The organism is Pseudomonas sp. N040 (assembly GCF_015637705.1).
GTDB lineage: Bacteria > Pseudomonadota > Gammaproteobacteria > Pseudomonadales > Pseudomonadaceae > Aquipseudomonas.
This window is the reverse complement of the sequence record NZ_JADOBE010000009.1, coordinates 62,813-80,204: the sequence shown is the minus strand read 5'-3', so window position 1 is coordinate 80,204 and position 17,392 is coordinate 62,813. Positions and strand designations below refer to the sequence as shown.

Below are 17,392 nucleotides of genomic sequence, written 5' to 3'. Positions count from 1 at the left end.
AAACTGTCGAGCACACTCTACAGTCAAGGGAAATTTTCATGCGCATTGGCGAGCTGGAACAGAAGAGTGGCGCGAGTCGCCATACGCTGCGCTACTACGAAAGCGTGGGCCTGTTGTCCGTACAGCGGCACAGCAACAACTACCGCGAGTACAGCCCGCGCAGCCTGAGCGACCTGACTTTTATCCAGCAGGCGCAAGGCATGGGTTTCTCTCTGAGTGAAATCCGCGAGATCCTGCAGGCTCAGCGTGACCAGCAGCTCGACTGCGCTCAGGGTGCTTTGCTGGTAGGCCGGAAACTGCTTGAAGTGGAGGCAAAGATCGCCAGCCTGAAACAAATGAAGCGTTTTCTGCGTAGCGAAAAAAAGCGACTGGAAGACAGCGCCGCCGAGCAGGCCCTGAACGCCGCCCGGCAGTCCTGAACCGGCAGGGGTAAAACCTCAGTCGTCGTTATCGGCACTGGCGGCGATGTCGGCCTGACACTTGAGTACATGCTGACGCTCACCAGCCGCAATCGACCAGCTGTGGTCCGCCTCCAGATACTCAGCCTCCATCACATCGTTGTAGCTGAACTGCCACTTGCGATGGTCGCGGCCATCCATCAGCTCGATGCGCAGCAGCGTCTCTTCACTGGCAAATGGCACGTCGGCCTCAGCAGCGGCATCCGCCTGATCCAGCAAGGCTTCATTCAGGCTGAACTGCCAGGAATACAGGCCATCGATTTCCAGCAGCGTGGCGTTCTCGAGTTGGTCAATCAGATAGGGGCTGTCACTGGGCATGTTCGGGTTTCCTTGAACTCAAGCGTGATTGAGGCAGAGCCGGTCAGTTCTGCAGAACAAACGGATCGGCATCCAGATGCGCGGGGAAACGCTCGCGGTAAGCCGCCAGTTCTGAATCTTTGAGGGTGACGCGAAACACGCCCGACCCTGCGCCGGCATTGAGCAGGCTGTCGCCCTGGAAATCCAGCACCTGGGAGTCCCCGCTGTAGGCGCAACCCTTGCCATCCTCGCCGATTCGATTGACCGCTGCCACGTAACACAGGTTCTCGATCGCCCGCGCGGGCAGCAGACGGTTCCAGTGCTGGCGACGCGCGGCCGGCCAGTTGGCGGTATAGAGCAGCAGATCAGTACCCACCGCAGCGCGGCTCCACACCGGGAAACGCAGGTCGTAGCAGACCAGCGGTCTTACCCGCCACCCATTGAGCTCAAGCACCACCTGCTCGCTGCCCGCCGCGTAGTGCTTGTGTTCACCGGCCATGCGAAACAGGTGGCGCTTGTCGTAATGCGCCATTGAGCCATCCGGCCGGGCCCAGAGCAGGCGATTGCGGTAGCTGCCGTCGGCAGCCTGAATGATCAGGCTGCCGGCGATCACTGCACCAATGCGCCGGGCCTGCGCGCTCAGCCAGTGGCTGGTCGGACCGTCCTCGGGCTCGGCCAGTTCGGCCGACTGCATGGAGAAGCCGGTGCTGAACATTTCCGGCAGCACCACCAGATCGGCGCCGCGCGCCTGCTCCAGCAACAGTTCGAACTGCGCGCAGTTGGCCGCCGGATCCTGCCAGACCAGGCTGGTCTGGATCAGCGCGAGTTCAAGATCGATTTTGTCGCTCATATGGACTCCCGTAAGGTGAGCAACGGCGCAGACTTGCCCACCAATCTATCCTGCCGGTGGAAAACGCTTCGCAGTTTTCCACCCTATATGGCAGACAATTTCTCGCCAGCCTGCAGCAAGGTTTCTTCGCGCTTGGCAAAGCAGAAGCGCACCAGGCGCATGCCGGGGGGCGGTGATTGGTAGAACACTGACACGGGAATCGCTGCCACACCTTGCTCGCGGGTCAGCCACTCGGCCATGGCCACGTCATCCAGATCGGAACGTATCGCCGAATAATCAGCCAGCTGGAAATAGGTGCCGGGGGTAGGCGTGAAACTGAAACGCGAGCCCCGCAACTGGTCACAGAACAGGTCGCGCTTGGCCTGATAGAAGGCTGGCAATTGCGCGATGTGCTCCGGATGATCGGCCATGAAGTCGGCCAGCGCATGCTGCAGCGGGGTTACCGCGACGAAGGTGACAAACTGGTGCACTTTGCGTAGCTCGGCGGTAAGCACTGGTGGCGCCACCACATAACCGGTTTTCCATCCCGTCACGTGATAGGTCTTGCCGAACGAACTGACCACAAACGAGCGCTGATACAGCTCTTCATGAGCCAGCACGCTGGCATGCTGCACGCCGTCAAACACCAGATGCTCATAGACTTCGTCGCTGATCAGATAGATATCGCGGTCGCGAATCAATGCCGCCAGCTGATCCAGATCAGCCCGGCCGAGCAGAGCGCCACTGGGGTTGTGTGGCGAGTTGATGAAGATCAAGCGGGTACGCGGAGTGATGGCATCGGCCAGACGCTGCCAGTCGACAGTAAATGCCGGCAGTGCCAGCGGCACATGAATGCAGCGTCCTCCGGCCAACTCAACAGCCGGTTCGTAGCTGTCGTAGCAGGGATCAAGCACGATGGCCTCATCGCCAGACCGGATCAGCGCCTGCACAGCACAGAAGATCGCTTCCGTCGCACCCGGCACGATGGTCACTTCGGTATCGGCATTAACGCCACGCCCGTACAGACCGGCAACCTTGAGTGCCACCTGTTCACGCAGGCGCGGCAAACCAGCCATTGGCGCGTATTGGTTATGCCCGGCTCGCAGATGCTTTACCGCCGCTTCAATCAGCGCGGCCGGGCTATCAAAGTCTGGAAAGCCCTGCGACAGGTTGAGCGCACCTGCTTCAGCAGCCAGTTGCGACATGCGTGTGAAGATCGTGGTGCCGACATTCGGCAGTTTGCTGATCAGTTGCATCATGCTACCCGCCCAGAGGAGATCCACCGCCCCAAGAAAACGGTCCTTTGACTTATTTCTTGTCGCGACGCTTTTTCTCGGCCTTCTTGTGGTGACTCATCATCCGGCGCTTCTTGTTCACCTGCCGATCGGTGAGGCTGTTCTTCTTCCCCTCATAGGGATTCTCGCCACCCTTGTACTCGATGCGGATCGGCGTACCGACCAGCTTGAGCACGCGCCGGAAGGTATTTTCCAGATACCGCGTATAGGACTTCGGCACTGACTCCACCTGATTACCGTGAATCACGATCAGCGGCGGGTTGGCGCCACCAAGGTGGGCATAGCGCAGCTTAATGCGCCGGCTGGCGACCATCGGTGGCTGGTGCTCCTGCACGGCATCTTCGAGGATCTGGGTCAGGCGGTTGGTCGGCCAGCGGGTAATTGCCGACTTGAACGAGGCCTGTACCGACTTATAGAGGTTACCCACACCCGTGCCATGCAGGGCGGAGATAAAGTGGATGTCGGCGTAGTCGACGAAGAACAGCCGGCGCTCCAGCTCGGTCTTGACGAAGTCACGCTCGCCCGGCTGCATGCCATCCCACTTGTTCAGCGCGATGACCAGCGCACGGCCGGATTCGATGGCAAAACCGAGCAGGTTGAGATCGTGATCGACCACGCCTTCGCGGGCGTCCATGACGAAGATCACCACATTGGCATCCTTGATCGCCTGCAGGGTCTTCACCACGGAAAACTTTTCCACTTCCTCGTGGATCTTGCCGCGCTTGCGCACGCCGGCGGTATCGATCAGCGTGTACTTCTCGTCATTGCGCTCGAACGGGATGTAGATACTGTCGCGGGTGGTGCCGGGCTGGTCAAAGACGACTACCCGCTCTTCACCGAGCATACGGTTGACCAGAGTCGACTTGCCCACGTTCGGCCGGCCGATGATGGCAATCTTGATGCCATCCTTTTCGCTCGGGCCGGGAATGCGCTTGGCTTCCTCACCCTCGGCAACGTGTTCGTCGACCTCTTCTTCATCGTCACGCGGGAACTCGCCCAGCGCCGCTTCGAGCATCTGCGTAATGCCACGACCGTGGGCACCGGCAATCGGCAATGCCTCACCCAAGCCCATGGGGCTGAATTCAGCCCGGGCAAGATCGGGATCGATGTTGTCGATCTTGTTGACCACCAGAAAACTGCGCTTGTTGCGCTTGCGCAGGTGCTCGCCGATCATCTGGTCGCCGACGGTCATGCCCGCGCGGGCATCCACGAGGAACAGCACCACGTCGGCTTCCTCGATCGCCAGCAGCGACTGCTCGGCCATCTTCTCGTCGATGCCCTCTTCGTCGCCGGTAATGCCGCCGGTATCGACCAGGATGTAGCTGCGCCCTTCCCACTTGGCTTCGCCATACTGACGGTCACGGGTCAGGCCCGACAGATCGCCAACGATCGCATCGCGGGTGCGGGTCAGACGGTTGAACAGCGTCGACTTGCCGACATTGGGGCGGCCCACCAGGGCAATAACCGGAACCATGGGCTCCTCCAGCAGTAAATCCATGAAACGCAACGGCCGCTGCATTGCAGCGGCCGGTACACAAAACGCCGCCCGCAGGCCGCGCAACCCATCAGTTATTTGATGGTATAGGCGACCAGGTCACCGCTGTTGGCAAACACGTACAGCCAGTTGTCGACCACCAGCAGGCGTGCCCGCAGGCCATCGCCATCGACGCTTTCGCGGCCGACATACTGGCCATCCACCTGACTCAGCAGATGGATATAGCCCTCGAAATCACCTACTGCCACATAGTTGGAAAGCGCCGCCGGTGCGGTCAGCTGCCGGCGCAGCAGCTGGTCATTGCTCCACAGTGCCGAAGACGAATTCTTGTCGACCCCTTCGACAAAACCATTGGCCAGGCTGACGTAAACGTTGCCGGAGCCCTGATCCAGGCCTACGTAGCTGGAAGCATCGCGCTGCCAGAGAATCTGCCCGTTTTCGACATCCAGTGCCGCCATGCGCCCTTGGTAGGTGACGACGTACAGCGTGCTGCCATCGAGCACCAGGCCACCATCGATATCGACAATCCGCTGCAGCTCGGAACGACCCTGCGGCAGGGTAACTTTCTGCTGCCAGACCGGAGCACCGTTATCCACGTTCAGTGCCACCAGCTTGCCGGTGGACAGCCCGGCAATCACCAGCCGGCTGGTCACCAGCGGCGTGCTGGTGCCGCGCAGGGTCAGAACGGCCGGCGAGTTTTCCGAGACCCACAACTGCTTGCCGGTATCGGCATCCAGCCCGAAGATACGGTCATCCTGGGTCTGCACCACCACCACATCGCCATTGCTTACCGGCGGCGCAAGCACCTCGCTGGGCACCTGGGAGCGCCAGATTTCCTCGCCGGTATTGCTGTCGAGGGCGACGATCTGCCCCTTGAGCGTGCCGACAAACAGCGTGGTGCCAGTGACGCTCACCCCACCGGAAACCAGCAGCTCGAGGTCATGCTCCCAGACCTTGTCGCCACTCAGGCGATCAATCGCCATGACTTCGCCGTGCAGGTCCGATGCATAAATGCGGTTGCCCTCAATCGCCGGAACCAGCTTGTTGAACAGCTCGCCCTGGCCATCGCCGACCGAACGGCTCCACTGCTTGTCCAGGCTGGCCTGCTCGGTGAAGTCCGGCAACGGGGCCGGCTCAAGCTCTTTGTCATCGGTACTGCTACAGCCCGCCAGCACTGCGGCCAGCGTGAGCAAAGCTAAATTCTTCCAGCGCATGGCATTACTCATCCTTTGTGGCCAGGTCGTCGAGCTTCATCTGTACGCCGCTGACAGCGGCCTCATCCGAGAGCGCCACCTTGGCTTTTTCATAAGCGGCCCGCGCTTCATCGGTACGGCCCAACTGCAGCAGAAGATCGCCCTTGAGCTCTTCGCGGGAGGCCTGGAAGGCCGGATCCACATTGCCTTCGAGCAGTTTCAGGGCGGCGTCAGCCTTGCCCTGGGCGGCTTGGACGCGGGCCAGACGCTGGCGCGCCAACTCTTCAAGCGTGGCGTCTACCGGCTTGTCGAGGACGGCCTGCAGCTCCAGCGCGGCGTCGTCCAGCTTGCCGGATTCAACCGCCGCCTTGGCCACAAACAGGCGGCCATACTGGGCGTAGGCGCTACCGGCAAAATCCTTCTGCAGGTTACCGGCAATCGCCGCGACCTGAGCTGCATCTACCTGACCGTTGTTCGCCAGGACACTGTCGAGCAGTTGCTGATAGAGCATCGACGCGGTTTGCGCCTGATTGACCTGGTAATTCTGCCAAGCCTTCCAGCCAAACACCAAGATCAGGGCCAGGGCACTACCGGTAATCAGTGGCTTGCCATTGCGCTGCCACCAGTCGCGGATCATCGCCAGTTCTTCTTCTTCGGTACGCGAACTCACCCCAATACTCCTATCAAATGTCAGCCGCCGGTTTATTCCGGAACGGATCATAACCCGCCAGCCATTCAATCGGCTGGCCTGAACATACTCAAATCTGCTTAAGACAGCTGGCCAGGTACTCGGGCAACTGTGCCCAACCTACTGTTTGCTGGTTACTCTCGTCCCGCAACGGCTTGACCCCGACCACTTGCTGGGCCAGCTCGTCTTCGCCCAACACCAGCGCATACCTGGCGCCACTCTTGTCGGCTTTTTTCAGCTGGCTCTTGAAGCTGCCGGCCCCCGCATTCACAGCCAGACGCAACCCCGGCAACGTGTCACGCAGCCGTTCTGCCAGGGTCAGCGCAGCCAGTTCGGCGGCCTCGCCAAACGCCGCCAGGTATACATCCACCTGCCGTGACAGCTCGGCCGGCACTTTATCAAGGGTCTCGAGCAACAGCACCAGGCGTTCGATGCCCATGGCAAAACCGACACCAGCAGTCGGTTTGCCACCCATCTGCTCGACCAGACCGTCATAGCGGCCGCCGGCACAGACCGTGCCCTGCGCACCCAGCTTGTCAGTCACCCACTCGAAGACGGTCTTGCCGTAATAATCGAGCCCGCGCACCAGCTTGGGATTGATCACGTAGGGAATTCCGGCCGCCTCCAGGCGTGCGCGCAGACCGGCAAAATGCGCGCGCGACTCGTCATCAAGGTAGTCGGCCAGGCGCGGCGCATCGACCAGCAACGCCTGGGTTTCCGGCACCTTGCTGTCCAGCACCCGCAGCGGGTTGCTTTGCAGACGGCGCCGGCTGTCTTCATCCAGCTGTTCACGGCGCGCCTCGAGGTAATCCACCAGGGCATCCCGGTAGACCGCGCGCGCGGCGGAACTGCCCAGGCTGTTCAGCTCCAGAGTCACCGCCTCGCGCAAGCCGAGCAGGCCCCAGAGGCGCCAGGTCAGCACTATCAGCTCGGCATCGATATCCGGACCGGCAAGGTTGAAGACCTCCACGCCGATCTGGTGAAACTGTCGGTAACGGCCCTTCTGCGGACGCTCATGGCGGAACATCGGGCCGCTGTACCAGAGCTTCTGCACCTGCCCACCGCCACTGATGCCGTGTTCCAGCACGGCGCGTACACAGCTGGCAGTACCCTCGGGGCGCAGCGTCAGGGAATCGCCATTGCGATCCTCGAAGGTATACATCTCCTTCTCGACGATGTCGGTGACCTCGCCAATCGAGCGTTTGAACAGCTCGGTGAACTCGACGATCGGCATGCGAATCTGGCGATAGCCGTAACTATCCAGCAAACCGGCAACGGTACCCTCAAAATAACGCCACAGCGGAGTCTGTTCGGGCAGGATGTCATTCATGCCACGAATGGCTTGCAGGGACTTGCTCACAAAGTGTCCTTAGATAATTGTTCAGCTGCGCAGAATCAGCGCTGCATCAGCGGCCACTTTTTCCGCGGCCTTCTGGCGAATCAGTCTTTCCAGCTCGGCGACCAGATTTTCATTGCCCAGTTTCAGCGCCGGCTTGCCGTCGAGATAGATCAGGTTGCTCGGGCTGCCACCGGTCAGGCCGATATGCGCCTCCTTGGCCTCGCCCGGCCCATTCACCACGCAGCCGATCACCGCGACATCCAGCGGTACCAGCAGATCCTCGAGGCGCCCTTCCAGCTCGTTCATGGTCTTCACCACATCGAAGTTCTGCCGCGAGCAACTCGGACAGGCGATGAAGTTGATGCCGCGCGAGCGCAGGTGCAGGGACTTGAGGATGTCATAACCGACCTTGATCTCTTCCACCGGATCGGCGGCCAGGGAAACGCGGATGGTGTCGCCGATACCTTCGGCGAGCAGCATGCCCAGACCGACAGCCGACTTTACCGTGCCGGAACGCAGGCCGCCCGCTTCGGTGATGCCCAGGTGCAGCGGCTGGTCGATCTGGGTGGCCAGCAGGCGATAGGCCGCCACGGCCATGAACACGTCGGACGCCTTCACGCTGACCTTGAAGTCCTGAAAGTTCAGGCGCTGCAGGTGCTCGACGTGGCGCAAGGCCGACTCGACCAGGGCTTCCGGGGTCGGTTCGCCATATTTCTTTTGCAGATCCTTTTCCAACGAGCCGGCATTGACGCCGATCCGGATCGGAATACCGCGATCGCGCGCCGCCTCGACCACCGCCCTGACCCGATCTTCCCGGCCGATATTGCCCGGATTGATGCGCAGGCAATCGACCCCCAGCTCGGCAACCCGCAGGGCAATCTGGTAATCGAAGTGGATATCGGCAACCAGCGGTACGCGAACCTGCTGCTTGATCTTGCCGAAGGCTTCGGCGGCATCCATATCGGGCACCGAAATCCTGACGATATCGGCACCGGCATCTTCCAGGCGGCGAATCTGCCCAACCGTGGCCTCGACGTCACAGGTATCGGTATTGGTCATGCTCTGCACCGCGATCGGTGCAGCACCGCCAACCGGGACCGAACCAACCATTATCTGGCGCGAAACTCGGCGTTTGATTGGGGAATCGCAATGCATTGTTAGTCAGGCTCTGTAGAAAATGTTGAACTTGGCTCACTGCGGACCGCATCGAAACGGGTCCGCTTTCTCGAACCGCCAGTTTCCAGCGGACAGACGCAGAGAACCTATTGACCGAGTTTTAGCCGGGCAGTTTCACCTGTGGAGAAGGGCGCCGTATCGACGGCCACGCCGTTGAAGGCTACCTGTGCGCCAGAGGCATAACCCAGACGCAATTCAAGCGGTAATTTGACCGCGAGATCGACTTGCTCGCCCGGCTTTTTCAGCGCACTGATCAGTACCTTGCCATCGGCATCCGTCACCTGAACCCAGCAATTGGCAGTGAAGCTGATCGACAACAACCCTTCTCCTGCTGCCGCCACCACATCCTCAGAGGCGGTAGTTGCGTCCGCGCTGGCCGCAACGGGCGCTGGCGCAACTGGCACAACTGGCGCAGGCGCAATGGCCGGCGGGATCACGGCTGCGCCAGTGAGCGGCTCCGCAGCCACACTAGCTGCAGGCTCCGGCGCAATCACAGCAGCCGCAGCAGGCGCCGTATCCACGGGCACAACAGGGGCAAGGGCCGGCTCGGCAGTGACCATGGGTTGCACAGGAGCGACAGCAGCCTCAGCTTCGGGGCTGGAATCAAGCGCTTCCTGCTTGTTCAGCTCAACTGCCTGATCCTCGGGTTCGAGCGGATGAATCTGCGTTGTACCGTTGGCACTTTCGATCTCGACCTGCTCGAGGCCGCCGAGCAATCCGGCGTCGTCGTCAAGCGAAGTCCTGTCCTGCCACCAGAAGAAGCCCGCCACGACCAGAACCGACAACGCGAGCAGACTGACCAGGCGCAACAGGCCCTGGGAAACCCTGGCCGGCTCTTCAATACGCCCCAGGCTGTTGACGCTGCTGCCGGTAGCGTCGGTACCGCTAGCTTGGTCGAACTCGCGCACCAGCAGATCCTGATCCATGCCCAGCAACTTGGCATAGGCACGGATATAGCCTCGCGCAAAGGTATGCCCTGGCAGACGCTCGAAAGCCCCGGACTCCAGATTATGCAGCGCCACTGGCGAAAGATTCAGCGAGACAGCCACATCGCCGAGTGCCAGGCCGCGGCCTTCACGGGCCTTGCGCAGGGTTTCGCCGGGCTGGCTGCGATCAGCCACCACTGGCTCCGGTTGCACAGGTGTCATTTTTTCTCCAACAGATATTGCTGATACTCCGGAGAGGCCGGGTACAACCGTTTCAACTGCAATGCATCGCTGGCGGCGACATCGCGCTCTTCAAAAATAACGGCCAGACGGATACCCAGAAGAATACTCCGGGCATTCTGCTGGCCAACTTTCTGGTAGCGCGTGTAGTAATCACGCGCAGGAACGTACTCCTTGTCCTCATAGGTGAGGATGCCCAACTCCAGTAGCGAGCTCGGCTGGGTCGGATCAAGACGCAGGGCTTTCTGGAAATGCAGCTTGGCCTTGTCGCGCTGGTTCAGTTTCAGTGCCGTCAGCCCGAGGTTTTCAAAAACCCGCGAGCGCTCCGGATACATGGTGTCAGCAGCGGCTTTCTGGAAGTACTCGTAGGCATCCTCATAACGCTTCTGGTCATACAGGAAGCTGCCGTAGTTGTTCAGGATGCGCGTCGAGTCATCGCTTTCCGACAACGCGCGGCGATAATACTTTTCCGCCAGTTCAGGTTCCATTTCAATCTGGAACGCCATCGCCAGCGCGGCATTGGCATCGGCATTCGACGGATCGATATCCAGGGCTTTCTGCAGCGGCGCCTTGGCCCGCTCGGTATCACCCTGCTGCAGGTAGCCGACACCCAGCTGGACATAGGCATTGACCGCCTTCTCGCGGCCCTCCGGCGTTTTCATCGGATTGGTGTCGCCGGTGGTGACACACCCGGCCAGCAGACCCACAACCATCAAGAACAACGCAACGCGCAATGTCATCTATGCACTCCCTCAGCTTCGGTGGGTCGCCAGCGGCTCTACTGCATCATCCGCCAGCTGCCGCACGGCAATATAGCGTTCACTGCGGCGCGTACGATCGGCAACCTGGCCGACCAGCTGGCCGCAGGCGGCGTCAATGTCCTCGCCACGGGTAGTGCGCACGGTAACATTGTGGCCGGCCTGATGGAGTAAATCCTGGAAACGCCGGATGGCATTGTTGCTCGGCCGCTCGTAACCGGAATAAGGGAATGGATTGAAGGGAATCAGGTTGATCTTGCAGGGAAAGTCCCTGAGCAGGGCAATCATCTGCGCCGCATGCTCGGGCTGATCGTTGACATCCTTGAGCAAGGTGTACTCGATGGTCAGCACACGCTTTTCACCCAGCCGCGAAACATAGCGCCGGCAGGTATCCAGCAGCATCTCCAGCGGGTACTTCTTGTTCAGTGGCACCAACTGGTTGCGCAGCTCGTTGTTCGGTGCATGCAATGACAGCGCCAGTGACACATCGATCACCTCGCCCAGCTTGTCGATCATCGGTGCAACGCCTGAGGTCGACAGCGTCACTTTGCGCTTGGAAATGCCGTAGCCGAGGTCATCCATCATGATGCGCATGGCGGCAACCACATTATCGAAATTCAGCAGCGGCTCGCCCATGCCCATCATCACCACGTTGGTGATGGCACGGTCGATTTTCGCCGGGATCGACCCGAACGATTTGTTGGCGATCCAGACCTGGCCAATGATTTCGGCGGCCGTCAGATCACTGTTGAATCCTTGTTTACCGGTGGAGCAGAAACTGCAATCCAGCGCGCAACCGGCCTGCGAAGACACGCACAGCGTGCCACGCCCGCCTTGCGGGATATACACGGTTTCGACGCAACTGCCGGAATTGACCCGAACCACCCACTTGCGGGTGCCATCGCTGGAAATGTCCTGGCTGACAATTTCCGGGCCGCGGATCTCGGCGGCGACCCTGAGCTTTTCGCGCAAGGCCTTGCCGAGATTGGTCATGGCGTCGAAATCATCGACGCCAAAGTGGTGAATCCATTTCATGACCTGACCGGCACGGAAACGCTTCTCGCCCAGGGAGTCGAAAAAAGTTTCCATTTCTGCCTGGGTCAGGCCCAGCAGATTGATCTTGCCAGCAGACTCGCTCATGGACTCACCCTCGCCGGTTCGCCTCAGCGAATGCGAGCACAGACCTCGGTAGCCGCGAAGAAGTACGCGATTTCGCGAGCAGCCGATGCTTCGGAGTCAGAACCATGCACGGCGTTTTCATCGATGGACACAGCGAAATCGGCACGAATGGTACCGGCTGCCGCTTCTTTCGGGTTGGTAGCGCCCATCAGCTCACGGTTCTTCAGAACCGCATCTTCGCCTTCCAGTACCTGGACAATCACTGGCCCGGAGGTCATGAACGCTACCAGATCCTTGAAGAAGCCACGCGCGCTGTGCTCGGCGTAGAAACCGGCCGCTTCACGCTCGGACAGCTGCAGCATTTTCGAGGCGACGACGCGCAGGCCGGCTTTCTCGAAACGGGTGGTGATTTCACCGATGACGTTCTTGGCAACGGCATCCGGCTTGATGATGGAAAAAGTACGTTGAACAGCCATTTGAAACTCCAGAAACAAAAATTAAAACGGAAAATTTAACCCGCGGATTGTACGCGGATTCGCGCAAAATGCGTAGCGCTGGCGACGTTCGGGTCAATCCAGCTCTTCAATCCAGGCCGTCTGGATTGCTTCCAGAACCTTTTCACCGCCACGCTGCGGATCGTCGGAGAAATCCGGCAAGGCCAGCACCCAGCCGTGCAGATCGACGAAATTCACATAGCGCGGATCGACTTGCGGGTGGGTTTCCGCCAGCTGGATGGCTATTTCCAGCACATCAGACCACTTCAGACTCATGCAAATACTCCCTGACCAAATGACTCAGTGCCCTTCGGAAACCTGGTTGATGGTGTACCTGGGGATTTCCACGACCAGATCATTGCCCGCAACCCGCGCCTGACAGGACAGCCGCGAACAAGGCTCCAGCCCCCACGCCTTGTCCAGCATGTCGTCTTCCAGCTCGTCGGAAGGCTCCAGAGAAGAAAACCCTTCGCGGATCACCACGTGACAAGTCGTACAGGCACAGGATTTCTCGCAGGCATGCTCGATCTCGATGCCATTGCGCAAGGCAGCATCCAGTACGGTTTCACCGACCTCGGCCTCGACAACTGCACCGTCGGGACAATGTTCGGCATTGGGCAGAAAGACTATCTGCGGCATTCTCTGTTACTCCTCGATTTCATTCAGCCGACGACCGGACAACGCAGCCCGGACCGTGGCATCCATCCGCCGCGCGGCGAAGGCATCGGTGATCTGCGACAGGCGCTTGATCTGCGCCTCGATGGCAGCCGTGTCCGAACCAACCGCCAGGTTGCGCAATTCGTCCATGGCCACGCCAATGGCAAAGCGTTCATCTTCCCCGAGCAATTGTTGACCATCTGCCTCCAGCGCCGATTGCACCGCCTCCAGCAAGCGCTGCGCATCCACCTGCTGCTCGCGCAGCGCACGCGCCTGCATGTCATCGCCAGCATGCTGGAAGGAGTCCCGCAACATATGCGCGATCTCGCCATCGGTGAGCCCGTAGGATGGTTTGACCTGAATATTCGCCTCGACACCCGAAGCCAGTTCACGCGCAGAAACGCTGAGCAGGCCATCGGCATCCACCTGGAAGGTCACGCGAATCTTGGCCGAGCCAGCCACCAACGGCGGGATCCCGCGCAACTCGAAATGTGCCAGCGAGCGGCAATCGCTGATCAGTTCACGCTCGCCCTGCAGCACATGAATCTTCATGGCTGTCTGGCCGTCCTTGTAGGTGGTGAACTCCTGGGCCCGCGCCACCGGAATGGTGGTGTTGCGCGGAATGATCTTTTCCATCAGGCCGCCCATGGTCTCCAGGCCCAGGGACAATGGAATGACATCCAGCAGCAGCAGTTCATCAGCGCCGCGCTGGTTGCCCGCCAGCGTATCGGCCTGAATCGCCGCGCCAATGGCCACCACCTGATCCGGATCGATATCCGTCAACGGCTGCCTTCCGAACAGCTCGGCCACAGCCGCACGCACCCGCGGCACCCGGGTGGAACCGCCGACCATGACCACGGCCTCGACATCCACCAGTTCGATACCGGCATCGCGCACTGCCCGGCGGCAAGCCTTCAGGCTGCGCGACAGCATGGGTTCGATCAGGCTCTCGAAATGCCCGCGCGTCAGCACCCCGCTCCAGGCACCGTGGCTCAGGGTCACTTCCTCGACAACCGTCAGCCTCTCCTTGGCCGTGCAGGACTTCTGCAGCAGGCTGCGCTGGGTGCCCGGATCCAGATTGGTCGACAGGCCCGCCTGGGTCATCATCCAGCCGGCGATCGCATGGTCGAAATCATCACCACCCAGCGCACTGTCACCACCCGTCGCCAGCACCTCGAACACACCGCGGCTGAGGCGCAGGATCGACACATCAAAGGTACCCCCGCCCAGGTCATAGATGGCAACCACGCCTTCGGCCTGCTGGTCCAGCCCGTAGGCCACCGCCGCCGCCGTAGGCTCATTGAGCAGGCGCAGGACATTCAGGCCGGCCAGCCGGGCAGCATCCTTGGTCGCCTGACGCTGGGCGTCATCGAAGTAGGCCGGCACGGTGATCACCGCACCGACCAGCTCGCCACCCAACGCCGCCTCGGCCCGCTGCCGGAGCGTCTTGAGAATCTCCGCCGACACTTCGACCGGACTCTTCACGCCCTGTACCGTCTCGATGAACGGCATGTGCGATTCACCAGCGGCAAAATGATAGGGCAGCTGTTCACCAAGCTGTTTGACGTCCTCCAGCCCACGGCCCATCAGGCGCTTGACCGAAAGCACGGTATTGAAAGGGTCCTCGGCTGCAGCCGCCTTGGCCACTGCACCGACCTCGACGCGATCCGCGTGATAACGCACCGCCGAGGGCAAAATCACCTGACCTGCCGCATCCGGCAAGGCAGTGGCCAGACCGCTGCGCACAGCAGCAACCAGCGAGTTGGTAGTGCCGAGATCTATGCCTACCGCTAGGCGGCGCTGATGCGGCTGGGGACTGTGTCCGGGTTCGGCAATCTGTAATAGGGCCATGATGTTCTGATGGTCGATCGCACAGCCTGAGCCGTACGGGGGTTAATCGTCGAGGCGCTCTTCGAGCCGGCGCACTTCCTGGGACAACTTGTCGAGAAACTGCATGCGCCGAACCAGACGCTCGGCCTCTTCCACGCAGGCAGAATTATCCCAGATGGCAGCGAAAGCCTCTTCCAGGCTGTGCTGCGCCGTTTTCAGGCGCGTCTTGAAGGCGGCAACGCCAGCAATGTCGGCATTGCACTGCAGATCCTCCAGCTCTTCGCGCAGGCTCATCTGCTGCAGCAGAAAATCCGGATCCTGCACCGTCACATCCAGCGCCAGTTCACGCCCGCGCAACGCCAGCAGATAACGCGCCCGCAGCGGCGCACTGCGCAACACCTGATAGGCCTCGTTCAGGCGTGCCGAATGCTCCAGCGCGAGGCGCTGATCCTGCTCCGAGGCATCGGCAAAACGATCCGGATGCACGACCTTTGCCAGCTCGCGATAACGCGCCGACAACACTTGCGGGTCGATACGAAAGTCCGGTTGCAAATCAAACAAGGCAAAGTGACAGGGTGCGCCCACGGATAGCCTCAAACGTTGAAGCTTTCGCCGCAGCCACATTCGCCGCGCACGTTGGGATTATTGAACTTGAAGCCTTCGTTGAGTCCTTCGCGGACAAAGTCCAGCTCTGTACCTTCAAGGTATACAAGGCTCTTGGGGTCGATGATCAGCTTTACTCCAAAGTTCTCGAAAACCAGATCTTCGGCAGCCACGTCATCAACAAACTCCAGCACATAGGCCAGACCGGAGCAGCCCGTGGTGCGCACACCCAAGCGAATACCGGCACCCTTGCCCCGTCCCTCGAGGGAACGCTGCACATGCCGGGCAGCGGACTCGGTCATGGTTATAGCCATAGCAGCTCCTTAAGACAGTCAGGACTCAGAGCAGACCTTTCTTCTGCTTGTAGTCGCGAACGGCAGCCTTGATGGCATCTTCCGCCAGAACCGAGCAGTGAATCTTGACCGGCGGCAACGCCAGCTCTTCGGCCAGCTGCGTATTCTTGATGGTTTCCGCCTCGTCCAGGGTCTTGCCCTTCATCCACTCGGTAGCCAGGGAGCTCGACGCAATCGCCGAGCCACAGCCGTAGGTCTTGAACTTGGCGTCTTCGATGACACCCTGATCATTCACCTTGATCTGCAGGCGCATGACATCGCCACACGCCGGAGCACCGACCATGCCAGTACCGACATCCGGATCCTCGGCGTCCATCTTGCCGACATTGCGCGGATGCTCGTAGTGGTCAATTACCTTTTCGCTGTAAGCCATGATGCAATTCCTCTTCAATCAGTTGCTGATGGTGCAACGCACAAGAATCAATGCGCGTGCCATTCGACCTGCGACAGGTCGACACCCTCTTTGAACATGTCCCATAACGGCGAAAGCTCGCGCAGCTTCTCTACCGCTTCGCGGCTCTTGGCTGCGGCATAGTCGACCTCTTCCTGCGTGGTGAAGCGGCCGAACGTGAAGCGGATAGAGCTATGCGCCAGCTCGTCATTGCGCCCGAGGGCACGCAACACATAGGACGGCTCCAGCGAGGCCGAAGTACAGGCCGAGCCTGAAGATACGGCGAGATCCTTGAGCGCCATGATCAGCGACTCGCCCTCGACATAGTTGAAACTCAGATTCAGGTTATGCGGCACCCGCGCCGTGGCGCTGCCATTGAGATACAGCTCTTCCATGTCCTTCAGGTTATTCCAGAAGCGCTCCTGCAGCGCCTTGATCCGCGCGCACTCGCTGAGCATTTCCTCACCGGCAATCCGGAAGGCCTCGCCCATGCCGACAATCTGGTGGGTGGCCAGGGTACCTGAGCGCATGCCGCGCTCATGACCGCCGCCGTGCATCTGCGCCTCAATCCGCACCCTTGGCTTGCGCCGCACGTAGAGTGCGCCAATGCCCTTCGGGCCATAGGTCTTGTGTGCAGAGAAGGACATCAGATCGACCTTCATCGCTTCCAGGTCGATCTTGACCTTGCCGGTCGACTGCGCGGCATCGACGTGCAGCAGAATGCCGCGCGAGCGGGTCAGCTCACCAATTGCCGCGATATCATTGATCGTGCCGATCTCGTTGTTGACGTGCATGATCGAAACCAGAATGGTGTCTTCGCGCAACGCCGCCTCCACCATGGCCGGGGTGATGATGCCATCCTCGCCAGGCTCGATGTAGGTGACCTCGAAACCTTCCCGCTCCAGCTGCCGGCAGGTATCCAGCACCGCCTTGTGTTCGATCTTGCTGGTGACCAGGTGGCGTCCCTTCGAGGCATAGAACTTTGCCGCCCCCTTGATCGCCAGGTTATCCGACTCGGTGGCCCCGGAAGTCCAGACGATCTCTCGCGGATCCGCATTGACCAGGTCGGCAACTTGCCGGCGGGCATTTTCCACCGCCTCTTCCGCCCTCCAGCCAAACACATGGGAACGCGATGCCGGGTTGCCGAAATTTCCATCGGCAAGCAGGCACTCGGACATTTTCTGGGCAACCCGCGGATCAACCGGCGTAGTGGCTGAATAATCCAGATAAATCGGCAATTTCATCAAAACA

At 60.4% G+C, this 17,392-nt stretch carries 20 protein-coding genes; 1 reads left to right on the top strand and 19 read right to left on the bottom strand.

Features of this window, described 5'->3' with window-relative positions:
• Positions 1-38 precede the first annotated feature (38 nt).
• Positions 39-419, top strand: coding sequence for a MerR family transcriptional regulator (locus ISX93_RS13855; RefSeq protein WP_195779330.1), 381 nt, complete (start codon positions 39-41; stop codon positions 417-419).
• 18 nt (positions 420-437) lie between these two features.
• Here the strand turns inward: ISX93_RS13855 and ISX93_RS13850 are convergent, their stop codons facing one another.
• From ISX93_RS13850 to ISX93_RS13760, 19 genes are all read right to left on the bottom strand, one after another.
• Entirely contained in the window at positions 438-776 is a 339-nt protein-coding gene (locus ISX93_RS13850; RefSeq protein ID WP_195779329.1) for a DUF5629 family protein, read from the bottom strand.
• A 43-nt stretch (positions 777-819) separates the two neighbouring features.
• Positions 820-1,605: an amidohydrolase gene (locus tag ISX93_RS13845; RefSeq protein WP_195779328.1), complete on the bottom strand. Its 786-nt coding sequence runs from the start codon at positions 1,603-1,605 to the stop codon at positions 820-822.
• Positions 1,606-1,688: 83 nt separating this feature from the next.
• Positions 1,689-2,840, bottom strand: a complete 1,152-nt coding sequence (locus ISX93_RS13840; RefSeq protein WP_195779327.1) for a pyridoxal phosphate-dependent aminotransferase — start codon at positions 2,838-2,840, stop codon at positions 1,689-1,691.
• A gap of 52 nt (positions 2,841-2,892) precedes the next feature.
• Positions 2,893-4,353 carry a ribosome biogenesis GTPase Der gene (der, locus tag ISX93_RS13835; protein ID WP_195779326.1) on the bottom strand — a complete coding sequence of 487 codons (1,461 nt, stop codon included), beginning with the start codon at positions 4,351-4,353 and terminating at the stop codon, positions 2,893-2,895.
• 95 nt (positions 4,354-4,448) lie between these two features.
• Entirely contained in the window at positions 4,449-5,600 is a 1,152-nt protein-coding gene (gene bamB / locus ISX93_RS13830) for an outer membrane protein assembly factor BamB (protein WP_195779325.1), read from the bottom strand.
• Entirely contained in the window at positions 5,593-6,204 is a 612-nt protein-coding gene (locus tag ISX93_RS13825) for a tetratricopeptide repeat protein (protein WP_229732216.1), read from the bottom strand. The genes bamB and ISX93_RS13825 overlap by 8 nt, the downstream gene beginning before the upstream one ends.
• 121 nt (positions 6,205-6,325) lie before the next feature.
• A complete protein-coding gene (hisS, locus tag ISX93_RS13820) occupies positions 6,326-7,615 on the bottom strand; it encodes a histidine--tRNA ligase (RefSeq protein ID WP_195779323.1) in 1,290 nt (429 codons plus the stop codon).
• Between the two features lie 21 nt (positions 7,616-7,636).
• Positions 7,637-8,749, bottom strand: coding sequence for a flavodoxin-dependent (E)-4-hydroxy-3-methylbut-2-enyl-diphosphate synthase (gene ispG, locus ISX93_RS13815; RefSeq protein WP_195779322.1), 1,113 nt, complete (start codon positions 8,747-8,749; stop codon positions 7,637-7,639).
• 107 nt (positions 8,750-8,856) lie between these two features.
• Complete coding sequence (locus tag ISX93_RS13810) at positions 8,857-9,918, bottom strand: helix-turn-helix domain-containing protein (protein ID WP_195779321.1); 1,062 nt, start codon at positions 9,916-9,918, stop codon at positions 8,857-8,859.
• Positions 9,915-10,676: a type IV pilus biogenesis/stability protein PilW gene (pilW, locus tag ISX93_RS13805; protein ID WP_195779320.1), complete on the bottom strand. Its 762-nt coding sequence runs from the start codon at positions 10,674-10,676 to the stop codon at positions 9,915-9,917. The genes ISX93_RS13810 and pilW overlap by 4 nt, the downstream gene beginning before the upstream one ends.
• Positions 10,677-10,688: 12 nt before the next feature.
• On the bottom strand, positions 10,689-11,834 hold the full coding sequence (gene rlmN, locus ISX93_RS13800) for a 23S rRNA (adenine(2503)-C(2))-methyltransferase RlmN (protein WP_195779319.1): 1,146 nt from the start codon (positions 11,832-11,834) through the stop codon (positions 10,689-10,691).
• Positions 11,835-11,857: 23 nt separating this feature from the next.
• Positions 11,858-12,289 carry a nucleoside-diphosphate kinase gene (ndk, locus tag ISX93_RS13795; RefSeq protein WP_195779318.1) on the bottom strand — a complete coding sequence of 144 codons (432 nt, stop codon included), beginning with the start codon at positions 12,287-12,289 and terminating at the stop codon, positions 11,858-11,860.
• A gap of 93 nt (positions 12,290-12,382) precedes the next feature.
• A complete protein-coding gene (gene iscX / locus ISX93_RS13790; protein WP_195779317.1) occupies positions 12,383-12,583 on the bottom strand; it encodes a Fe-S cluster assembly protein IscX in 201 nt (66 codons plus the stop codon).
• Between the two features lie 24 nt (positions 12,584-12,607).
• Positions 12,608-12,946 carry an ISC system 2Fe-2S type ferredoxin gene (gene fdx / locus ISX93_RS13785; protein WP_195779316.1) on the bottom strand — a complete coding sequence of 113 codons (339 nt, stop codon included), beginning with the start codon at positions 12,944-12,946 and terminating at the stop codon, positions 12,608-12,610.
• Between the two features lie 6 nt (positions 12,947-12,952).
• Positions 12,953-14,815 (bottom strand): Fe-S protein assembly chaperone HscA, encoded by a 1,863-nt coding sequence (gene hscA / locus ISX93_RS13780; protein WP_195779315.1) that lies wholly within the window; start codon positions 14,813-14,815, stop codon positions 12,953-12,955.
• Between the two features lie 42 nt (positions 14,816-14,857).
• Positions 14,858-15,379, bottom strand: a complete 522-nt coding sequence (gene hscB / locus ISX93_RS13775; protein ID WP_195779314.1) for a co-chaperone HscB — start codon at positions 15,377-15,379, stop codon at positions 14,858-14,860.
• An 8-nt stretch (positions 15,380-15,387) separates the two neighbouring features.
• Positions 15,388-15,711, bottom strand: coding sequence for an iron-sulfur cluster assembly protein IscA (iscA, locus tag ISX93_RS13770; RefSeq protein ID WP_195779313.1), 324 nt, complete (start codon positions 15,709-15,711; stop codon positions 15,388-15,390).
• Between the two features lie 25 nt (positions 15,712-15,736).
• Complete coding sequence (gene iscU, locus ISX93_RS13765; RefSeq protein ID WP_195779312.1) at positions 15,737-16,123, bottom strand: Fe-S cluster assembly scaffold IscU; 387 nt, start codon at positions 16,121-16,123, stop codon at positions 15,737-15,739.
• Between the two features lie 47 nt (positions 16,124-16,170).
• Entirely contained in the window at positions 16,171-17,385 is a 1,215-nt protein-coding gene (locus tag ISX93_RS13760) for an IscS subfamily cysteine desulfurase (RefSeq protein WP_195779311.1), read from the bottom strand.
• Positions 17,386-17,392: the final 7 nt, after the last annotated feature.